Here is a 19,796-nt window from a genome sequence, read left to right as displayed (position 1 = left end):
AAGGGGGTAGTTAAATATTATGAAGTTTGGCTATTATCCGGGTTGTTCTTTGGAAGCTACCGGGATAGAATTTGACCGCTCCATTCGTGCTGTGAGCAAGGCAATTGATGTGGAGCTAGTTGAGTTGCCGGACTGGATTTGTTGCGGTTCAACTTCCGCACATGCCACTTCACGCAACTTAGCTATTGCTTTACCTGCCCAAAACTATGCTATTGCCGAAAGGATGAAGCTTGACCCGATAGTGCCCTGTTCAGCTTGTTATAATCGTTTGAAAACAGCTGAACATGCAGTAAAGACCAGTGAAAAGGTCAAGGCTCAACTGGAAAATTTACTGGGACATAAATTTACCGGTGAAGTCACAACCAAAAGTGCTCTGGAAGCATTTGTCAATGATGTCGGCATACCGGCAATCTCCATGAAAGTAACTAAGAAGCTAGAAGGGTTAAAGGTGGTTTGCTATTACGGCTGCTTAACATCTCGTCCCAAAGATATTGTGGCTTTTGAAGATCCTGAAAACCCACAAAGCATGGATAAGTTAGTTAAGGCCCTAGGTGCACAGCCTTTGACTTGGTCCTATAAAACGGAATGCTGCGGAGCAAGTTTATCTATTACCAATGCAGAAGTGGTTTACGGGTTGACGGGAAGAATATTGAATGCGGCAATAGAGGCTGGGGCAGATGCCATAGTTACTACCTGTCCGTTATGCCAAACCAACTTGGAAACACGCCGTGATGCTAATGTAACTATTCCGGTATTTTATTTTACCGAATTAATGGGGTTAGCTTTTGGATTGCCAGAAACTAAAAAATGGTTTAAACAGCATTTTGTAAACCCAACATCAGTACTAAATTCTTTGGGCCTGATGGGCTAAGGCATCCGGACCAAACTCGAAGACTGGAGGTCTGGTGAATTTATGAATGCAAAAGGAAATTTAACCGGTGCAATAATGGTGGTTGGTGGCGGTATAGCCGGTATGCAATCGGCGCTAGATTTAGCCGAAGCCGGATATAAAGTTTATTTAGTTGAAAGAAAGCCGGCAATAGGCGGTACTATGGCTATGCTGGACAAAACCTTCCCGACTAACGATTGCGCCATGTGTACCATGTCGCCAAAACTGGTTGATGTGGGCAGACATTTAAATATTGAAATTATTACCAATGCGGAGGTTCTTGGCCTGGAAGGAGAGCCGGGTAACTTTAAGGCTAAGGTACTGCAAAGGGCCAGATATGTTGATGTAGATAAGTGTATTTCCTGTGGTCGCTGCGCTGAGGAGTGTCCCGTTAAAGTAAAAAGTGAGTTTGACGGCGAACTTGGAATTCGCAAGGCGATCTATAAGTTGTATGCCCAAGCAACACCTAACGCTTACGCTATTGATCCGGCAAAGTGCTTGAAGTTAAGGAACCCTAAAGCCTGTGGTAAATGTGTTAAGGTATGTGATGCCGGAGCCATTGATCATAGTATGCAGGATCAGGAATTAACATTGGAAATTGGTTCGGTGATTTTAGCACCTGGCTTTGAGCCCTTAGATGTTAGTGCTTACGGTGAATATGGTTGGGGTATATATCCCAACGTGCTAACCAGTATTCAATTTGAACGGATGTTGTCGGCATCAGGTCCAACGCAGGGTCACGTTGAACGCCCCTCTGATCACAAGGAGCCTAAGAAGATAGCCTTTATTCAATGTGTAGGTTCACGGGATGTTAATCGTGGTCAAAGTTATTGTTCGGCGGTTTGCTGCATGTATGGTACCAAAGAAGCAATTATTGCCAAAGAACACATTGACGGCTTGGAAACAAAAGTGTTCTTTATGGATATCCGGGCCTATGGTAAGGATTTTGAAAAATATTACGATCGCGCTCGGTTGCAGTATGGCGTGCAGTATGAAAGATGTATGATTTCTTCTATTAAAGAGCTGCAGCAAACTAAGAATTTAATCATTAGGTATCGAACGGCCGATGGCGCTTTTAAAGAAGAAGAGTTTGATATGGTTGTACTGTGTGCCGGTTTAAAACCAAGTGCGCATAACAAAGAACTGGCAGCGGCTGTCGGCATCGAACTGGATGAACATGGATTTTGCAAGTGCGAAGAATTTAATCCCAGTGGCACTACTAAGCCCGGTGTTTATGCCAGCGGAGCTTTTGTGGCACCGAAGGATATTCCGGAAACCGTAGGTGATGCAAGTTGTGCCGCAGCTCAAGCAGCGGCTGTTTTGGCAGAAGCCAGAGGTACGCTTGCCCAGAAAAAAGAATATCCGCCGGAAAAAGATGTGCTTGGTGAGGAACCTCGCGTAGGTGCATTTATTTGTAACTGCGGGATTAATATCGGTTCAGTTGTAAAGGTTCCGGAAGTTGTTGAGTACGCCAAAACTCTACCCGGCGTTGTTCATGCAGAAGAATTTTTATTTTCCTGTTCACAGGATAACATTGAACGCATCAAAGAGGCAGTAGTAAAGCATAACTTAAACCGTGTAGTGGTGGCCTCATGTACGCCGCGTACCCACTCACCCTTGTTTATGTCCAGTATTCGTGAAGTGGGGTTAAACCCTTACCTGTTTGAACAGGCCAATATTCGTGAACATGCCAGCTGGGTACACCGAGATAATCCGCAAGCAGCCACGGAAAAGGCTAAAGAGCTTGTACGTATTGCCGTAGCCAAAGTTAAACTGGCAAAACCGGTACATACTTCTTTCTCGGATTTAAAACGCAGTGCTCTGGTTGTAGGTGGCGGTGTGTCAGGAATGACTGCTGCACTGAACTTGGCGGCACAAGGTTTTGGTGTTTACCTGGTTGAGCGGGATGCTGAATTGGGTGGTAATGCCAGACAGCTGAAATATACTATTGAGGGCTCCGATCCTCAGCAGTTAGTTAAGGAATTAACTGAAAAAGTTAATCAAACATCGCTGATTAAGGTATTTACCAACACGGAAATCACTAATGTTTCCGGTTATTTAGGTAATTATCAAACTACCATACAAACCGGAGATGAGTCTCAGGTTATTGAACATGGGGTGGTAATCATTGCCACCGGTGCAGAACAGGCAACACCTAATGAATACCTGTATGGGGAAAGCGACCGGGTAGTTACGCAAAGAGAATTGGAAGAAAAAATTGCTGCCGGTGCCGTCAAAGATATTAAAAACATTGTCATGATTCAGTGTGTGGGTTCAAGAGAGGAAGGACGCCCTTACTGCAGTAGAATTTGTTGTACCCATGCCATGAAGAATGCTTTGCAAATTAAGAAAAATAATCCTGATGCTAATGTTTTTGTATTGTACCGCGATATTCGCACCTATGGTATGAAAGAAAAATATTACCGGGAAGCAAGGGAAAAAGGTGTAATCTTTATCCGCTATGATCTGGACAGCAAACCGAATGTTTCGAAAAAAGCTGACAAGATTGAAGTAAAAGTTACCGATCCGATTTTGAAACAACAGCTGGTACTTGATGCAGACTTACTGGTGCTTTCCACCGGTATAGTTCCCAGGGCGGACAATGAAAAGCTGTCCCAAATGTTTAAGGTAGCCTTAAATGCAGACGGTTTCTATTCGGAAGCACATATGAAGTTGCGTCCGGTAGATTTTGCTGCTGACGGTTTATATTTATGCGGTTTGGCTCACTCGCCAAAACTGATTGGTGAGTCATTAGCCCAAGCTAACGCTGCGGCAATTAGAGCGTCGATCCTGCTCTCAAAGGATCGCCTGGAAAGTCTGGGTATCGTAGCTACGGTAAATGAAAAATGGTGTAAAGGCTGTGGGGTATGCGTATCAGTATGTCCATACGATGCCCGTTATATTGATGAACGCAAACAGGTAGCTCGTGTGCGGGAAGTGTTGTGTCAGGGTTGCGGTGCATGTGTTGCTGCCTGCCCCAGTAATGCCAGCCAACAAAATAGCTTTGAAAAACAACAAATTATTGCGATGCTTGATGCTGCGTTAGGCTAATAATCTTTTGAATCGAAGAAACACAAATTGATTAAAGGGGGTTGCAACTGTGAGCATTCCGGAAGAAAAAAAAGACGCCCAGTTTGAACCAAAAATTGTCGGCTTGATGTGTAACTGGTGCGCTTATACCGGTGCGGATTTGGCTGGTACTTCTCGTGTTCAGTACCCACCCAATGTGCGCATAATTAGGGTAATGTGCACCGGATCCGTTGACCCGATGTATCTTTTGCGTCCACTGCTAGAAGGTGCTGATGGTGTACTGGTGGGTGGCTGACACCCCGGTGACTGCCACTATGGTAGTGGCAATTACAAAGCCCGTCGCAAGATTGCGATGGCTAAAGAAGTATTGAAACAGTACGGTATAGAAGAAGACCGTTTGTGGTTTAGGTTTATCAGTGCTTCAGAGGGTATTAAGTTTGGTGAAACGGTTACGGAAATGGTTGACAAGTTGAAACAGCTGGGGCCGAATAAAATGCGCAAAAACTGGCAAACTTAAGGAGGTGAGGTAACCGTGAAATACTTTGCTTTAAAGGTTGAAAATAATAACCCGGCAGCCAGCCTGGCTCCGTTTATGAAAGGTTTACTGACTGAAGGTGTTGTCGATGCACTTATGGTGCAGCAAATGGGCAGTGGGCAAATTGCCGTTCAAACATTGGTTAAAGATCCGGATGCGGTAGCCGATGTCAACCCTCTGGCACCAATCAGTTTGCAGAATGCAGCGCGTTTAGTGGCTGACCTTACTTACCGCGGCCTTGAACAAAAGGTCGGTGTAGTACTGCGTTCTTGCGAAGCACGGGCACTGATTGAACTGGTTAAGCTGCAACAGGCCAACATAGACAACATAGTTATTATCGGTGTAGACTGCCTGGGAACTTTCCATCCTGCCGATTACAAACAGTTAGTTAACGATGGAAAGTTACAACCGACTAATTGGGTTGCCAAGGCGGCAGTGGGGCAAACTGCCATAGATAATTTTGATGTCCGCAAGGCTTGTCAAATTTGCGATCATATTACTACCGAACATGCACAAATACACATTGGTTGGGTTGGCGTAGATGCTAATGCTGAATTGTTAATTAGTGTGAATGAAGAGCTGGCTGAAGGGATTAAAGGCTTGGGCTTGACGGAAACCAACGAATCAACCCAGCGTATGGACACTATCGAACGTCTAAAGAAAGAGCGTGCTTCGGAAAAAGAAAAAGTATTCACTGAATTTGGCAATAAATTTAATAACATGGATAAGTTGACGGAGGAGCTTTCCATTTGCTTAAAATGCAGTAACTGCCGTCAAGCATGTCCGATTTGCTTCTGCCGCGAATGCGTATTTTTAAGCCCGACATTCCAATATGATGCTCAAAAATATTTGGCTTTGGCAGATCGGAAAGGCCGTATTGAAATGCCTACTGATACACTGCTGTTTCATTTAACCCGTGTCAATCACATGGGTTCATCATGTGTAGGCTGTGGGCAGTGCGAAGCGGCATGTCCCAGCAATATTCCGATTGGCACTCTGTTCCAAGTAATGAGCAGTAAGATACAGAATCTCTTTGAATATCAACCCGGCAGGGATCTTGAGGAACCACTGCCCTTGACTACTTACAAAGAAGTAGAATTAGAACCGAGATAAAATCTAACCTGCAGCGGAGTCAAAAGAATCCGCTGCAGTTTTTTATTTGCGGTATGGCTTAAGAACTAAAACATAATTAACTTTTTACAGAACAATTGTTTTCCGGAGACAATAAAAAAACAGCCCTCTAAACTAAAGAGCTGTTTAATCAATTGATAACGGGAAAATTCACCGTTACGCTCTGTAAATGCTTTAAAGCATTTAATACAGCCAGGGCAACTGATACCGCGGGTTTTTTTACTGAAAAAAAACGCCATTCTTTTAGAACATTAAAAAACTCCTGTTACTATATATAAAATTGCGGTGCATATAGCTTTACGTAGAATCATTATAGCCAAAAACAAAAAGACCAAAAATGGCCTTTTTGTTTGCATGCTGTTTTAGCATCTGTAAACATGTTTTATAAGGGAAGAACAATGAGGAAGGGAGCACTTGACTCGGTGGTCTTGTGTCATTAAGTTTAATACATTATACTATACTTTCCCCAAAAATCCGACTTTTTTATATGAAAATATAGTCTTAATTTTTTTAGGACTAACATCTCTTTTTTGTATTACTTTTTGATAACATTACTGCCAAAGCAAGTTTATTAATGAAAATGTTAACTGGGTATCTTTAAGCGAAACTTTACACACTAAGAACATGGCAGGAGAAAAAACAAATAAACAACAACTGTCCGTTTTTAGAATTGCGGCAACTTACATCGGAACACTTGTCGGAGCGGGTATTGCTTCCGGACAGGAAATACTGCAGTTTTTTAGTTATTTTGGTCTGGCGGGCATTATTGGCATAAGCGTTACTACAGTACTTTTTGCGGTTTTTGGGTATATGATTTTAGAATTGGGAAGGAGGCTTAAAGCTGATTCGCATTTGCCTGTAATAAGATATGCCGGCGGTAAATGGCTGGGATCAATTATTGACTGGGTGATTACCTTCTTCTTATTTGGCGGCCTGGTTACCATGGTTGCCGGTGCTGGGGCCATTTTTACTGAACAGTTCGGTTTTTCCGCCTTGTGGGGCGGTCTGTTGATGCTTGTTATTTCTTTGGGCACCGTTCTATTTGGTATCAGTGGTGTGGTGAGCTCAATCAGCTTTGTCGTACCAATCTTATTGGTTGCCGTACTGGGTGTGGCCGGTTATGTGATCGCTACTGATTACAGCTCTTTATTGGCCGCCTTAGGCGGGTATTCAAATCCTACATCTGCTCCACTGCCCTATTGGCAGTTAACCGCATTATTATTTGCTTCGTATAACTTGGTACTGGCGGTAGCAATATTGGCGCCCCTGGGAACTATGGCCGGCCCGGAAAAACTAAAAAAAGGAGCCGTTCTCGGTGGTATTGGCTTAGGTTTAGGAGCTGTACTTATTAATTTGGCGATACTTACTCATATTGGTCAAGCTTCAGGCTATGAAATTCCTATGGTTTATATAGCTTCAACAATATCACCGGTCATTGCTGTTGGCTATACTGTCGTGTTGTTGGCTGAAATATATACTACAGCGGTAAGCAGTTTGTACGGATTTGTCGCCAGACTGAGTAAGGAAGGGACAGCCAAATATAAATGGTACACCATTGGTGCCAGTATTGTTGCCTTTGGGTTGGCCCAGTTCGGTTTCTCCAACCTTGTCAGTACGCTCTTCCCGGCTGTAGGCTTTGCCGGATTATTGCTTTTGGGGGCTTTAGTTTATGGTTTTGTCAAAGAGAGAGTCAAGGTACGGATTAAAGCAGCGGAATTTCCTGCCTACAGACAACCCGGTACGGCACTGGCTTTTGAAGTTTCGGAAGAGCTTAGCGAAAATAATAAAAAACCTCAAAAAAATCGGAAAAAGAGTAGGAACGGTGAAAATGGTGCTTTGTAAACTACACCGGTTGCCGACGGAAAACCCTGCGCCTTTTGTGCAGGGTCTTCTTTATTTTTCGTATTAGATATAGAATAAATTAGCGCAATTGCAGGATATTTAAGAAAATGAATGAAATAATGAATAGGTAACAGCAAGAGTAACAGTGGGAGGAAATTTAATGAAAGTTTCTGCTGCCATACTGGCCGGCGGCAAAAGTTCGCGCATGGGTAAAAACAAGGCATTGCTGGAAGTGCGCAGTTGTCGAATAATAGATCATGCATTAAATGAACTGCATCAAGTAAGTGACGATGTGCTGCTGATTACCAACAGTCCGGAAGTATATAATGATATAAATGTGCGCACAGTTGCCGATATTTTACCGGGCTATGGTCCGCTTTCGGGAATACACTCGGCGTTAGTGCATGCTCAAAATCCCTTGGTGCTGATAGTAGCCTGTGACATGCCTTTTATAGATGCCAAGCTGGCGCAATATATGATTAATATAGCAAGCGATTTTGACGTGGTTGTTCCCAAAGTAGACGGATATTATGAACCGCTTTTTGCCCTTTACGGTAAACCTTGCATTAAGGTGATAGAAAAATGTATTGCTCAGGGCAAGCGGCGCGTGATTGACATTTTTCCGGAGGTAAAGGTAAAATGTGTAAGCGAAGAAGAAATTGCATCGGTAACGGATCTTGAGCTGGTATTTTACAATGTCAATACTCCTAAAGAACTCGCTTTGGCGAAAAAATTAATTGAAGGCGGGACATAAAATTGCGGATATTTTACCCGGATATGTATGTTAGCAATTTAAAACACATAAATCTCGATCAGTTAAAAAAACAGGGTATCAAGGCCTTATTTTTTGATTTAGATAACACACTGGTACCTTGGGGCAGTGAGGATTTAACTGATGATACGGTGCAGTGGTTTGTCAAGCTGCGTGATGCCGGATTTAAAACCTGTGTGATCAGCAACGGCAACAGAAACAGAGTGAGTAAGCTGTGCAGTCGGCTGGGCATACCGGGAATTCATAAAGCGGCAAAACCCAGTCGGCGAGCTTTCCGGCAGGCGATGCGCAAATTAAACGTGCGTCCGAATGAGGTGGCAATGGTAGGAGATCAGATTTTTACTGATGTATTGGGCGCTAATCGTTTGGGCTTATACACTATTTTAGTGAGGCCGCTCAGCAGCCATGAATTTATCGGTACACGGATAAATCGCAAGTTTGAAAAGCTGGTGTTGCGCCGCTTTAAACGCAAGCATTATACATAACGGAGTGGGTGATGCAGTTTGCCGATTACCGCAGATACCACCCTTTGTGGATTATTTGGCTACCCGGTGGCTCATTCATTTTCACCGAAAATGCATAATGCTGCCTTTCAAGATTTGAATTTAAATTGGGTTTATTTGCCCTTTAATGTTCCTCCGGAACATTTGAAGCAAGCAGTGGCTGCGGTGCGGGCGCTGAACTTAGCCGGTGTGAATGTGACTGTGCCGCATAAACAAGAGGTTTTGCCGTACCTAGATGAATTGACACCGGCAGCTGATGCCATCGGTGCGGTAAATGTTATTATAAATGAAAAGGGAAAACTAATAGGCGACAATACCGACGGCGCCGGCTTTACCAAAGCCCTACGGGAAGAAACCGGTTTTACCCCAAAAGGCAAATGCGCCGTTATTTTAGGTGCGGGAGGAGCGGCACGGGCGGTAGCGGTGCAGCTGGCTTTTGAAGGAATAAAAGAAATCGCGGTGGTAAACCGCAGCTTGAGTCGTGCGGAAAATTTAGCAAAAACTTTGTTGCAGCGGCACAATGTTAAGGTGTCGGTGCTCACCTTTGAACAGGAAACCATGCTGTTAGAGGTGTTAAGAGGGGCGGATTTGGTTGTGCAGGCCACCAAAGTGGGCATGCATCCTCATGTGGAACAATGCCTGCCAATACCTGATGCCGCTTTACATAAAAATCAAGTAGTTTGTGATTTAATTTATAATCCTGTGGCAACAAAGTTTTTACAGCTGGCTAAATCAGCCGGGGCGGTAACTGTTAACGGCTTGGGCATGCTGTTATATCAAGGTGTATTAGCGTTTGAGCTTTGGACTAAAACCAAAGCACCGGTTGATGTAATGAGAGAGGCATTAACGGTGCAAATCGGAGGTCGAAATGCTTAGATTTTTAACAGCCGGTGAATCTCACGGTCCGGCACTTACCGCTATTATAGAGGGCCTGCCGGCCGGACTGGAGTTAACGGAAGAGTATATCAATTACCATCTTGCGCGCAGGCAAAAAGGTTACGGACGGGGCGGCCGCATGCAGATAGAAAAAGACACCGTAAAATTATTGGCCGGTGTGCGGGGCGGCGTGACATTAGGCAGTCCGGTAGCAATGCTGATTGAAAATAAAGATTATGTTAATTGGTTAAAGGTGATGAATCCCGCGCCTGGGGCAGTTGACGGTGGGCGGGTAGTTACCAGGCCGCGTCCCGGCCATGCTGACTTAACGGGGGCCATCAAGTACCGCCACAGTGATATTCGCAACGTGTTGGAACGAGCCAGTGCCCGGGAAACTGCCGCCCGGGTAGCGGTTGGCAGTGCTGCCCGCCGATTGTTGGAGGAACTGGGCGTCAAAATTATTGGTTTTGTCCGGCAAATTGGCCGTACTGCGATAAAAGATGTTGACTTAAGCTATCCACAACTGCAAAAAATCCTTTCTCAGTCTCAGTTAATGTGTCCCGATCCGGCAGCTGAACAAGAGATGATTAACGAAATTAACCGTGCCCAAAAAGAGGGGGACTCGCTGGGTGGGGTGTTTGAAATTCATGCTTACAACGTACCCCTTGGCTTAGGCAGTTACGTGCATTATGACCGCAAGTTGGACGGTGCTTTGGCTAAAGCGTTAATGAGTATTCAAGCCATTAAAGGCGTAGAAATAGGTTATGGCTTTAAAGGGGCAGAGCTTACCGGCTCGCAGGTACATGACCAAATATATTATCATCCGGAGAGGGGATTTTACCGCCAAACGAACGCCGCCGGCGGCATCGAAGGCGGAATGTCTAACGGAGAACCGATTGTAGTGCGGGCGGCAATGAAACCCATACCCACATTATATAAACCCCTTAACAGTGTTGATTTACACAGCAAAAAGACTTTTACCGCTTCAGTAGAGAGGTCGGACGTATGTGCCGTGCCCGCTGCCGCTGTAGTGGGGGAAGCGGCAGTTGCTTTTGAGTTGGCAGCGGCGGTTATAGAAAAGTTTGGCTGTGACAATATGGTAGATTTAAAACAAGCGGTGCAAAGTCATAATGAGTATGTAAAGAAGGTGTAGATATTGCGCAACATAGTGTTAATTGGATTTATGGGCTGCGGAAAGAGTGTAGTGGGCAGAAAATTGGCATCGATGCTGCAATTAACACATATTGATACTGATCAAGAAATTGAGAAAATTACCGGAAAATCAATTGTGCAGTTATTTGCTAAAGACGGTCAAGTTCGTTTTCGCAGTGAAGAAACCCTTCTGCTTCGCAAACTGGCCGGTCGGCGGAATTTGGTTATTTCTACCGGCGGCGGCATGGTGCTTAACCCGGAAAATGTGGCGCTGTTAAAAGCGGATGGGGTACTGATTCATCTTTACGCTGATCCGGAGGTTATTTATCAGCGGGTAAAAGGCAAGCGCAATCGACCGCTGTTAAACAGAGGTAACTTAAGAGAACGCATTAACGAGCTGCTAAAAGAACGGTCGGAAGCTTATAATGTTGCCGAGTTTAGCATTGATACCGGTAAATACAGCGTGAATGAGGTTGTCGAGCAAATTATTCAGTATCTAAAAGAGAGGGAGTATTTAAGTGCAGACAGTACTACCGGTTAATTTAGCGGAACGCAGTTATAATATCGTGATCGGTTGGGACCTGCATCGGCAGGTGGCTGAATACTTAAAGCCGCTGGGCTTGAGTACAAAGCTTTTAGTAGTGACCAACCCAACGGTTGGCAAACTTTATCTGCAAACACTGCTGCAGTCCCTTAAAGCCGGTGGTTATCAAGTACTGGTTATTGAGGTTCCCGACAGTGAAAGGGCAAAAACCTTAGAGCAGGTATCAGAACTATATAATGCCATGTTTGATTTTGGCTTGGATCGGAACAGTGGGGTTTTGGCTTTGGGCGGCGGCGTAGTAGGCGATTTAACGGGTTTTGCCGCCGCTACTTATATGCGCGGTGTACCTTTTATTCAAATACCCACCACGCTGCTGGCACAGGTAGACAGCAGTGTGGGCGGAAAAGTGGCAGTAAATCATCCGCGCGGCAAAAATATCATTGGTGCTTTTTATCAACCTAAACTGGTGCTGGCGGATATCAATACGTTAAGTACACTTAAGCAAAGAGACGTGCTTTCAGGATTGGCCGAAGTGATTAAATCTGCCATTATCAGTGATGAGGCATTTTTTAACTGGTTGAAAGGTAATATTGCTCAGGTGCTGGCATTAGAAAAAAAGGCCTTAGTATATATCGTGGAAGCTTCCTGCCGCATTAAGGCGGAAGTGGTGGCCGCTGATGAAGTTGAGCAGGGCTTGCGGGCAATTTTAAATTTCGGTCATACCGTGGGCCATGCTTTAGAAATGTTGACCGGATACGGAAGTTTGCGGCACGGTGAGGCGGTCGCAATCGGCATGGTAACGGAAGCCCGGATTGCGGAAATGCTGGGCTTGATCAGTACGGCTGAGCGGCAGCAAATTAAAGAGCTAATTGCGGCGGCCGGCTTACCAACTGTGATACCGGCTTCATTAAAACCGCAGCAAATTTTAGCGGCCATGTACAAAGATAAAAAAGTGATTGACGAGCGCCTTAATTTGGCATTAATTGATCGTATCGGTCACGGAATTTTGTTCAAAGATACCGCGCCGGAAATTATACATGAGGCACTTATATGGGCAGGAGGGGCAAGTGAATAGTTTGACACCCTTAGTAATTGTATTGGGATTGGTGGCCGGCAGTTTTTTAAATGTCTGTGCTTACCGTATCCCGCGGGAAATATCAGTTGTCTATCCTCCGTCCCGCTGTATCCACTGCAATCATCGCTTGCATATAATCGATTTAATACCCGTTATCAGCTATTTGCTTTTAAAAGGTAAATGCCGCTATTGCCACGGCAAAATATCCGCCCGTTATCCGCTGGTAGAAATGTTAACGGCTTTGGGGTTTTTCTGCTTATATTTGAATTCGGGGTGGACAAGCCAATTGGTTACCGAAGTGATTTTTTTCTGCGGTTTAATGGTTTGCTCACTAATTGATCTTGAGTATCAAATTATTCCGGATAAAGTAATTTTATTAATGCTGCTGACCGGAACAGCTCTTTTAGCCTTGCAGTCAGAGCAGCTTTTAATGTCGGGCTTTATTGGCGGTATGGTAGGTTTTTCAGTGCTGCTGGCAATTGCAATTATTTCCCGCGGCGGTATGGGCGGCGGCGATGTTAAACTGGCGGCGGTATTGGGCCTGTATCTGGGGTGGCCCAAGATATTGTTAGCTTTAATGCTGGCCTTTTTTATCGGTTCGCTCACCGGTATGGTGCTGATGTTTGGGCAAAAAAAGAGTATTAAGTCGGCAATGCCTTTTGCCCCTCACTTAGGTGCAGCGGCAATGATCGCCCTAATACGGGGAGAAGAAATCATTAATTGGTATTTGCAGATGTTTATTGATTAGTTAAGGAGGATGACAAATGCCCCTTTCTAAATACGGTCCGGTAGAATGGCAGCAGCGCTTGATGGATACCACAGCTAACCCCAATCATACAAATGACGGCATACAGCGGTTTGCTTTCGATACCGCTGATACTGAACAGTCACCGGCAGTAAGAATTGTTAATAATATCATGGTGCAGGCGGTAAATGAAAAGGCCAGTGATATACACATTGAACCCAGGGAAAGCAACATTAGCGTACGCTTCCGAGTGGATGGTATTTTACATACGGTGCAGACGCTGCCGAAAAATATTCTGCCTTCACTGGTCACGCGGATAAAAATTCTTGCCCAAATGGATATTGCGGAAAAAAGATTGCCGCAGGACGGTCGGTTTAACTTTAAATGTAACCACGATGAGGTAGATTTGCGGGTTTCTACGTTACCTACAGTACATGGTGAAAAAATTGTATTGCGCTTGCTAAACAAAAATGCATCACTGCGGAAAATAGAGCAGCTAGGCTTTGACGAATATAACTTAAGTCGGTTTAAGCGGTTACTTAGGCATTCTTACGGCATGATATTAATTACCGGACCGGCCGGCAGTGGCAAAACAACTACCCTGTACTCAGCGCTATCTGAATTAAACAATAACGAAAAGAACATTGTGACGGTAGAAGATCCGGTGGAATACCTACTGCCGGGTATTAACCAAACTCAGGTTAATATCAAGGCAGGGCTAACCTTTGCTAATGGGTTGCGTTCAATACTGCGACAGGATCCCGATATTATAATGGTTGGAGAAATCAGGGACACAGAAACTGCGGAAATAGCAGTCAGAGCGGCATCTACCGGACATTTAGTGTTTAGTACGCTGCATACCAATGATGCGGCTGGAGCGATTACCCGCTTGGTAGATATGGGTGTGGAACCGTTTTTAGTGGCCAGTTCGGTTTTAGGCGTAGTGTCTCAGCGCTTAGTGAGAATACTGTGTCCCCATTGCAAACAAAAATATTCTTTGCCGCCAAATGATCCGGCCAGAGAGTTCATGTGTCTGCCGGTAAATGAGGATATAGAACTATATCGGGCGGTTGGCTGTTCCGCCTGCAACAATTTAGGCTACAGCGGACGAACCAGCATTCAAGAGGTAATGGCTGTTGACACGGAATTGAAAAAAATGACCAAGAATAAATGCAGTTCATCAGAAATAAAGGTTCAAGCCATAAAAAACGGAATGATTACTTTAAAAGAATCCGGCATTAGTAAAGTATTGCAGGGAATTACCACCGTAGAAGAAGTAATGCGCGCCTGCTATCAAGATGATGATTAATTGCCAAAGAAAGGGGCTTTTTAAGTGGGCGAGTTAGAAAAAATTTTAAGATTTGCGGCAGCGGCAAATGCATCAGATGTGCATTTAACTTCCGGTCGACCGCCTACTCTTAGAATAGACGGTACCTTGCTGTCGCTGGACAAGTTGGAAGTTAGCGATGATTTGAAGAAAAGTCTCACACCACAGGCAATTGAAAACATGGCTCAGGAATTGTTAAGTCCAACTCAGTATCAGAAATTCAGTGATGCAGGAGAGCTGGACTTATCTTTTTCTATCCACGGTGTGGGTCGGTTCCGGCTTAATGTTTACAAGCAGCGGGGTACGGTGGCGATGGCGGTGCGGTTAATTCGCGACAATATTCCAACCATTGCTGAGTTGGGCCTGCCGGATACAGTGGCTCAATTGACAAGAAAACCACACGGGTTGGTTTTAGTTACCGGGCCGGCCGGCAGCGGTAAATCTACCACCCTGGCGGCGATGGTTAACCAAATTAATAGCGAACAAGCCTGCCACATTATTACGCTGGAGGATCCGATTGAATACATACATAATCATCAAAAGTCACTGGTAAACCAGCGGGAAATCGGCCAAGATTCTAAATCCTTTAGTGCAGCACTGCGGGCAGCGTTGCGCGAAGATCCCGACGTGATATTAGTGGGTGAAATGCGTGATTTAGAAACTATTTCGGCTACACTGACCGCTGCCGAAACGGGACATTTAGTTTTGGCTACTTTACACACAACCAGTGCCGTGCAGACCATTGAACGGATTATCGATGTTTTTCCCGCTCATCAGCAGCAACAAATTAAAATGCAGCTTTCCAACACCCTACAAGGAGTGCTTTGTCAGCAACTGCTTCCCCGCAGGGATAAGCAAGGGCGGGTAGCAGCTTTGGAAATTATGGTGGTTACACCGGCAATTAGAAACTTAATTCGTGAGGGTAAAATCCATCAAATTGTATCCCATATGCAAACCGGGACGAAATATGGCATGCAGACGATGGACATGTGTTTAAAAAAGTTGCTGAAAAATAATATTATTACAGCGGAAACCGCAAGATTAAAGGCCACGGATATCATGCAATTTGCCGGCAAATATTAAACTTCGACAACATTTCCGTTGACGAAATTTATAAATCTGGCTAGGATATAGTTTAAATATACTTTATATTCTATAATTTCCCAATATTAATAATAATGATCAAGCTTAAAACTCGTGTGGTGTAAAAAAATGCCGGTATACACCTATAGAACACGGGATATCAAGGGAAAGCTGTATGTCGGTACCGTGGAAGCGGCTTCCGATAAAGATGTTGCTGAAAATTTGCGCCATAAGGGCTTATATGTCATTGATATCAAGCCTAAAACTGACATATGGGCACGTCTTATCCAAACAGAAATTAATTTGTCATTAACGGGAAGAAAAGTACAGCTAAAAGAACTGGCTGTTTTTTGCCGCCAGTTAGCTACCTTAATTAATGCCGGTATTCCCTTGATCGGCGCCTTGAACATTATCATTCAACAGGCGGAAAACAAGGCATTGCGTGAGGCCCTGCAGGATGTGGAAAAAAACCTGAAAGCGGGCAGTACGCTGGCAGTATCTTTTGCCCGACACCGCAATGTTTTTCCGGAAATATTTATTTACATGGTGGAAGCGGGAGAAGTAGGCGGTGTGCTGGATGAAGTACTGCAGCGTATGGCATGGCATTTTGAACGAGAATATGAAATGAATGAAAAAATTAAAGCGGCTTTAACCTATCCCAAAATAGTGCTGGCTTTCACGGTATTGGCAGTGATTTTTTTATTATCTTTTGTACTGCCCAATATCATCAGTGTTGTAGAAGGTATAGGGATGCCGCTGCCGCTGCCAACCAAAATAGTAATGTCTTTAAGCAACAGTTTAATTAATTACTGGTATTGGATAATATTGGCGGTTTTATTGCTGTGCTTGACCGGCTTTTTACTAAAGAAATGGCCGGCGGGCAAGCAATTTATTGACAGGATAAACTTGCGTTTACCCATTTTTGGCTTGCTTAAGCAAAAAATAATCATTGCTCGTTTTGCGCGCACATTTGCTACCCTTTACCGAGGCGGAGTACCGATTATAACCGCGTTGGAGCTTGTAAAAAAGTCAACCGGCAATAGCGTAGTTGCTGCCGCAATTAATCAAGCCCAGCAAAATGTGCAGCAGGGGAGCACATTGTCTGAGCCATTGGAGAGCTGTAGTGTTTTTCCTCCCATGGTGGTAAAAATGATTGCGATTGGCGAAGAAACCGGCAACTTAGATATACTTTTAGCCCAAGTGGGCGACTTTTATGACCGAGAAGTAAATTTAATGACTGACAGGCTGACCGGCATGCTTGAGCCGGTGCTGATTGTGCTGTTAGGTGGAATTGTAGGGTTTGTTGTTTTGGCCGTTCTTTTGCCGCTGATGCAAAGTATGAGCCTGGAATTAACTTAATAAACTGTTCGGTTGGTGAGGAAAGTGTTTAAATACGTTAAAAACCAAAAAGCCTTCACGCTGATTGAACTGGTTGTGGTTGTTGCCATTATCGGCGTATTAGCTGCCATCGTGGCACCTAAAGCCTTTAGTTCGGTAGACAAAAGCAAAGTTACCGCTACCGTTGCAGAATATAATTCCATTAAAGCAGCGGTAATGGCTTATTATATTGATAACAACGATTGGCCAAGAGATAGAGAGGCGTTGGTACCGGGATATTTAGACAGCTTTCCGGAAAAGAATGCTTGGGGAGGCAGTATTTCGCTAAGTGTTAAAGAGAGTAGATTTGTAGATATTGATAACGACAGTTATATTCAACTAACCGGTGTTCCGATTAAGGCAGCTAAAAACTTAGAAAAACAGTTGGATAGAAACAATGATGATAATGATAGTGGAATAGTGCGGTATGACGATGGAAATGATCCTACTACCGTATATTTAGTCATTGTCGATAATTCAGAAGAAAAATAACTTTTAACCTTCCAAAATTACTAACCACTTAACAACTAATCACCCAATAGCTAACCGACTAATGGCAACCAACTAACAACCCGACTGATAAAAGGTCGGGTTCATTTATAACTTACTTTATAAAAAGGTGAATACCTTGATTAAAGTTTGGCGAAATAAGCAAGTTAACGCGATTGATTTAGATGAACAAGAGATAAAAATTGCTACCCTTACCCAAAAGGGTAGGTGCTTAGATTGCCGGGTTGCCGCTTTTCCCGGCTTTGGGTCGGATTTATCAGAAACAGCAGCGGTTGCGGATGCTTTAAAATTTGCGGCAGATAGTGCCGGTATCGCCGGAAGCAAAGTGATTTCAGCTGTGAACGGGTCCAAGGTAATTTTAAAACAGCTGAAGATACCAAAAATCCCTAAACAAGAAATCGCCGGTGCGGTACGCTGGGAAGCGGAAAAGCTCTTGATGACGCCGCTGGAAGAACTGGAACTGCGCCACGTGATTCTGGGTGAAACAGTGGAAGATGATGTGTCACTGTATCATGTGCTTTTAGCGGCTGTACCCAAAGAAACGGTGTATACTTATTACGAAGTTTTTGCCCGGGCCAATTTAAAACTTGTCGCCTTAGACCTACCAGCTTTGGCGCTGTGGCGGGTTTTTGCCCGCGGTTATTGTTCACCTCGATACAGTGAAAGTGTTGCTGTATTACAAATTGGTTTTGCAAACAGCCAGCTAATCGTGATAAATAACCGGCATCTTAGTTATTTACATGTACTTTCGGTAGGCGCCGGTAATATTGTGCAAAGTTTGAGTACGTCAGCCACCGGTACAGGAGCTGCCGATTTTATGAATCATAGCGGAATGCAGGATCTAATCGCCGCAATTAAAGGTGCGTTAGATTCTTATCAACTGCAAAATAAGGAAGGACGTTTGCAGAATTTGGTGTTAATCGGCAGTTTAAACGAACTGCCTGCAGTGACCGGTTTATTTGAACAGGCACTGGGGATTAGCACCGCGATAGGTTATCCGGTACTGCCACTGGGCAGAAAGCGGCAGGCAATAACATACTCGTCAGCCTTTACTGTTGCCATTGGCTTGGCGTTGCGGGAGGTGTTACGTTGAACCATAAAGTTAACTTGCTGCCTCCCGAGCTGCAGGAAAGAGAAATTGACTTAATGCGGTTGTATAAGATTTTTGCTGCCATACTGGCAGCGGCAGTAATTCTCAGCAGCTGTTTTTATTTGGGTTGGTTGCTGTTTATTAAACAAGCCGAGGCCAAAAAAGAACTGGCTGCTTTACAAAGGGAATATGTAGAAAAAAAGCAGTTGGCGGATGCCGTTGCCGGCATGAAAGCGGAAAGAATTAAACTTGAGCGGGATACCGCAGTGCTAAAAAATTTAATTGCGGCAAGAAAAACTTGGCCGCAGCTGATTACCGATATCAATGAGTGTGTGCCGCAAAACCTTTGGTTTACAAACATGGTGATAGAGCAAAAAGAGGCGGCAGATCATGAGGGAGGCAAAGGGAAGGCGGACGAACACTTGGTCTCTATGCCCAATCTGATTACTATTGAGGGTAAAAGTGCAACTGTTGATGATATCGGTAAATTTGTGTATCAATTAAACATGCTGGAACACTTTCAAAGTATTAACATCATTGAAATAAAGGCCGCTTATGGCAGTAATTATTTTAATTTTATCATCACCGCGGAACTAAAAGGGGGCGGCGGATGATGAACGGGCGAGAAAAATTGCTGCTGTTAATTTTAGGGTTGGCCATTGGCTTTGCTGTCTTTTATTACCTATACTTATATTTAGTCGCCCCCCAAATTAGCCGGTATCAAGATAACTTAACCGAGATAGCTGAATTGAGAGCCAAAATTACTGCTGCCAATGCGGAGATTGCCTCTGAAAAAGAAGAGAGAGAACAATATGAAATTGCTAAAAAAGAGTGGAATGATATAAATAAGACTTTTTCTAACCAAATGCTGGACGGGATGTTTTTAGTTAGCTTGGGTCAATATCTTAGAGAGCAGCGAGTTGTTTTATTGACTTACCGTCCCCAAAAAATTATTGTTCAAAATTTGTATTTGGTTTTACCGCTGGATATAGAACTGAGCGGCAATTATTTTAATATCATCAAGGTGCTGGATTTTCTGGAGAACCAGTCAAATTTGACGGAAATAAGCCATTTGACTTTGACATCCGCCGGTGAAGATGCGGATGGTTTTATACTGGCAAAGGGTGATGTGCGGGCAAAATTTACACTGCTGGTATATTCACATCATTCTCCACAGGGAAAGCTGGCGTTAAGCGAGATGCAAAATTGGCAGTTTGGTAAAGCCAATCCTTTTGCCGCAGCTGATGTCTACAGCGAAACAGCAAGCGGGCCGGTGGTTCTGCAGCAGACGGGCGCTGACTTTAGTCGGTGATAT

19 protein-coding genes are annotated in these 19,796 nt (G+C 44.2%); all 19 read left to right on the top strand.

Features of this window, described 5'->3' with window-relative positions:
* Positions 1–19 precede the first annotated feature (19 nt).
* The 19 genes from ACZ5NG_RS07970 to pilO all read left to right on the top strand — a co-directional run bounded on the left by ACZ5NG_RS07970 (position 20) and on the right by pilO (position 19,793).
* Positions 20–871 carry a CoB--CoM heterodisulfide reductase iron-sulfur subunit B family protein gene (locus ACZ5NG_RS07970; RefSeq protein ID WP_464251286.1) on the top strand — a complete coding sequence of 284 codons (852 nt, stop codon included), beginning with the start codon at positions 20–22 and terminating at the stop codon, positions 869–871.
* Positions 872–913: 42 nt separating this feature from the next.
* Positions 914–3,940 carry an FAD-dependent oxidoreductase gene (locus ACZ5NG_RS07965; protein ID WP_464251285.1) on the top strand — a complete coding sequence of 1,009 codons (3,027 nt, stop codon included), beginning with the start codon at positions 914–916 and terminating at the stop codon, positions 3,938–3,940.
* Between the two features lie 106 nt (positions 3,941–4,046).
* A complete protein-coding gene (locus ACZ5NG_RS07960; RefSeq protein ID WP_464253135.1) occupies positions 4,047–4,436 on the top strand; it encodes a hydrogenase iron-sulfur subunit in 390 nt (129 codons plus the stop codon).
* A 15-nt stretch (positions 4,437–4,451) separates the two neighbouring features.
* Entirely contained in the window at positions 4,452–5,567 is a 1,116-nt protein-coding gene (locus ACZ5NG_RS07955; RefSeq protein ID WP_464251284.1) for a Coenzyme F420 hydrogenase/dehydrogenase, beta subunit C-terminal domain, read from the top strand.
* Between the two features lie 642 nt (positions 5,568–6,209).
* Positions 6,210–7,427 (top strand): YkvI family membrane protein, encoded by a 1,218-nt coding sequence (locus tag ACZ5NG_RS07950; RefSeq protein ID WP_464251283.1) that lies wholly within the window; start codon positions 6,210–6,212, stop codon positions 7,425–7,427.
* 160 nt (positions 7,428–7,587) lie between these two features.
* Positions 7,588–8,181 (top strand): molybdenum cofactor guanylyltransferase, encoded by a 594-nt coding sequence (gene mobA / locus ACZ5NG_RS07945; protein ID WP_464251282.1) that lies wholly within the window; start codon positions 7,588–7,590, stop codon positions 8,179–8,181.
* 2 nt (positions 8,182–8,183) lie between these two features.
* On the top strand, positions 8,184–8,684 hold the full coding sequence (locus ACZ5NG_RS07940; protein ID WP_464251281.1) for a YqeG family HAD IIIA-type phosphatase: 501 nt from the start codon (positions 8,184–8,186) through the stop codon (positions 8,682–8,684).
* A gap of 18 nt (positions 8,685–8,702) precedes the next feature.
* The gene (locus tag ACZ5NG_RS07935; RefSeq protein ID WP_464251280.1) at positions 8,703–9,578 is read left to right on the top strand and encodes a shikimate dehydrogenase; all 876 of its coding nucleotides are present in this window, start codon (positions 8,703–8,705) and stop codon (positions 9,576–9,578) included.
* Positions 9,571–10,731, top strand: a complete 1,161-nt coding sequence (gene aroC, locus ACZ5NG_RS07930; RefSeq protein WP_464251279.1) for a chorismate synthase — start codon at positions 9,571–9,573, stop codon at positions 10,729–10,731. Before ACZ5NG_RS07935 ends, aroC begins: the two co-directional genes overlap by 8 nt.
* A gap of 3 nt (positions 10,732–10,734) precedes the next feature.
* Positions 10,735–11,271 carry a shikimate kinase gene (locus ACZ5NG_RS07925; RefSeq protein ID WP_464251278.1) on the top strand — a complete coding sequence of 179 codons (537 nt, stop codon included), beginning with the start codon at positions 10,735–10,737 and terminating at the stop codon, positions 11,269–11,271.
* A complete protein-coding gene (gene aroB / locus ACZ5NG_RS07920) occupies positions 11,249–12,349 on the top strand; it encodes a 3-dehydroquinate synthase (protein ID WP_464251277.1) in 1,101 nt (366 codons plus the stop codon). The genes ACZ5NG_RS07925 and aroB overlap by 23 nt, the downstream gene beginning before the upstream one ends.
* Positions 12,342–13,097, top strand: coding sequence for a prepilin peptidase (locus ACZ5NG_RS07915; RefSeq protein ID WP_464251276.1), 756 nt, complete (start codon positions 12,342–12,344; stop codon positions 13,095–13,097). The genes aroB and ACZ5NG_RS07915 overlap by 8 nt, the downstream gene beginning before the upstream one ends.
* Before the next feature lie 16 nt (positions 13,098–13,113).
* Positions 13,114–14,403, top strand: coding sequence for a GspE/PulE family protein (locus ACZ5NG_RS07910; protein WP_464251275.1), 1,290 nt, complete (start codon positions 13,114–13,116; stop codon positions 14,401–14,403).
* A gap of 24 nt (positions 14,404–14,427) precedes the next feature.
* A complete protein-coding gene (locus tag ACZ5NG_RS07905; protein ID WP_464251274.1) occupies positions 14,428–15,504 on the top strand; it encodes a type IV pilus twitching motility protein PilT in 1,077 nt (358 codons plus the stop codon).
* 129 nt (positions 15,505–15,633) lie between these two features.
* The gene (locus ACZ5NG_RS07900; RefSeq protein ID WP_464251273.1) at positions 15,634–16,863 is read left to right on the top strand and encodes a type II secretion system F family protein; all 1,230 of its coding nucleotides are present in this window, start codon (positions 15,634–15,636) and stop codon (positions 16,861–16,863) included.
* 24 nt (positions 16,864–16,887) lie between these two features.
* Positions 16,888–17,373: a type II secretion system protein gene (locus ACZ5NG_RS07895; RefSeq protein WP_464251272.1), complete on the top strand. Its 486-nt coding sequence runs from the start codon at positions 16,888–16,890 to the stop codon at positions 17,371–17,373.
* A gap of 136 nt (positions 17,374–17,509) precedes the next feature.
* On the top strand, positions 17,510–18,484 hold the full coding sequence (gene pilM, locus ACZ5NG_RS07890; RefSeq protein WP_464251271.1) for a pilus assembly protein PilM: 975 nt from the start codon (positions 17,510–17,512) through the stop codon (positions 18,482–18,484).
* Positions 18,481–19,095, top strand: a complete 615-nt coding sequence (locus ACZ5NG_RS07885; RefSeq protein WP_464251270.1) for a PilN domain-containing protein — start codon at positions 18,481–18,483, stop codon at positions 19,093–19,095. Before pilM ends, ACZ5NG_RS07885 begins: the two co-directional genes overlap by 4 nt.
* Positions 19,092–19,793 carry a type 4a pilus biogenesis protein PilO gene (pilO, locus tag ACZ5NG_RS07880; RefSeq protein ID WP_464251269.1) on the top strand — a complete coding sequence of 234 codons (702 nt, stop codon included), beginning with the start codon at positions 19,092–19,094 and terminating at the stop codon, positions 19,791–19,793. The genes ACZ5NG_RS07885 and pilO overlap by 4 nt, the downstream gene beginning before the upstream one ends.
* The last annotated feature ends 3 nt before the right edge of the window (positions 19,794–19,796 follow it).

This window comes from Desulfovectis peckii (genome assembly GCF_055391705.1).
This window is presented reverse-complemented; position numbering and strand designations above follow the sequence as displayed.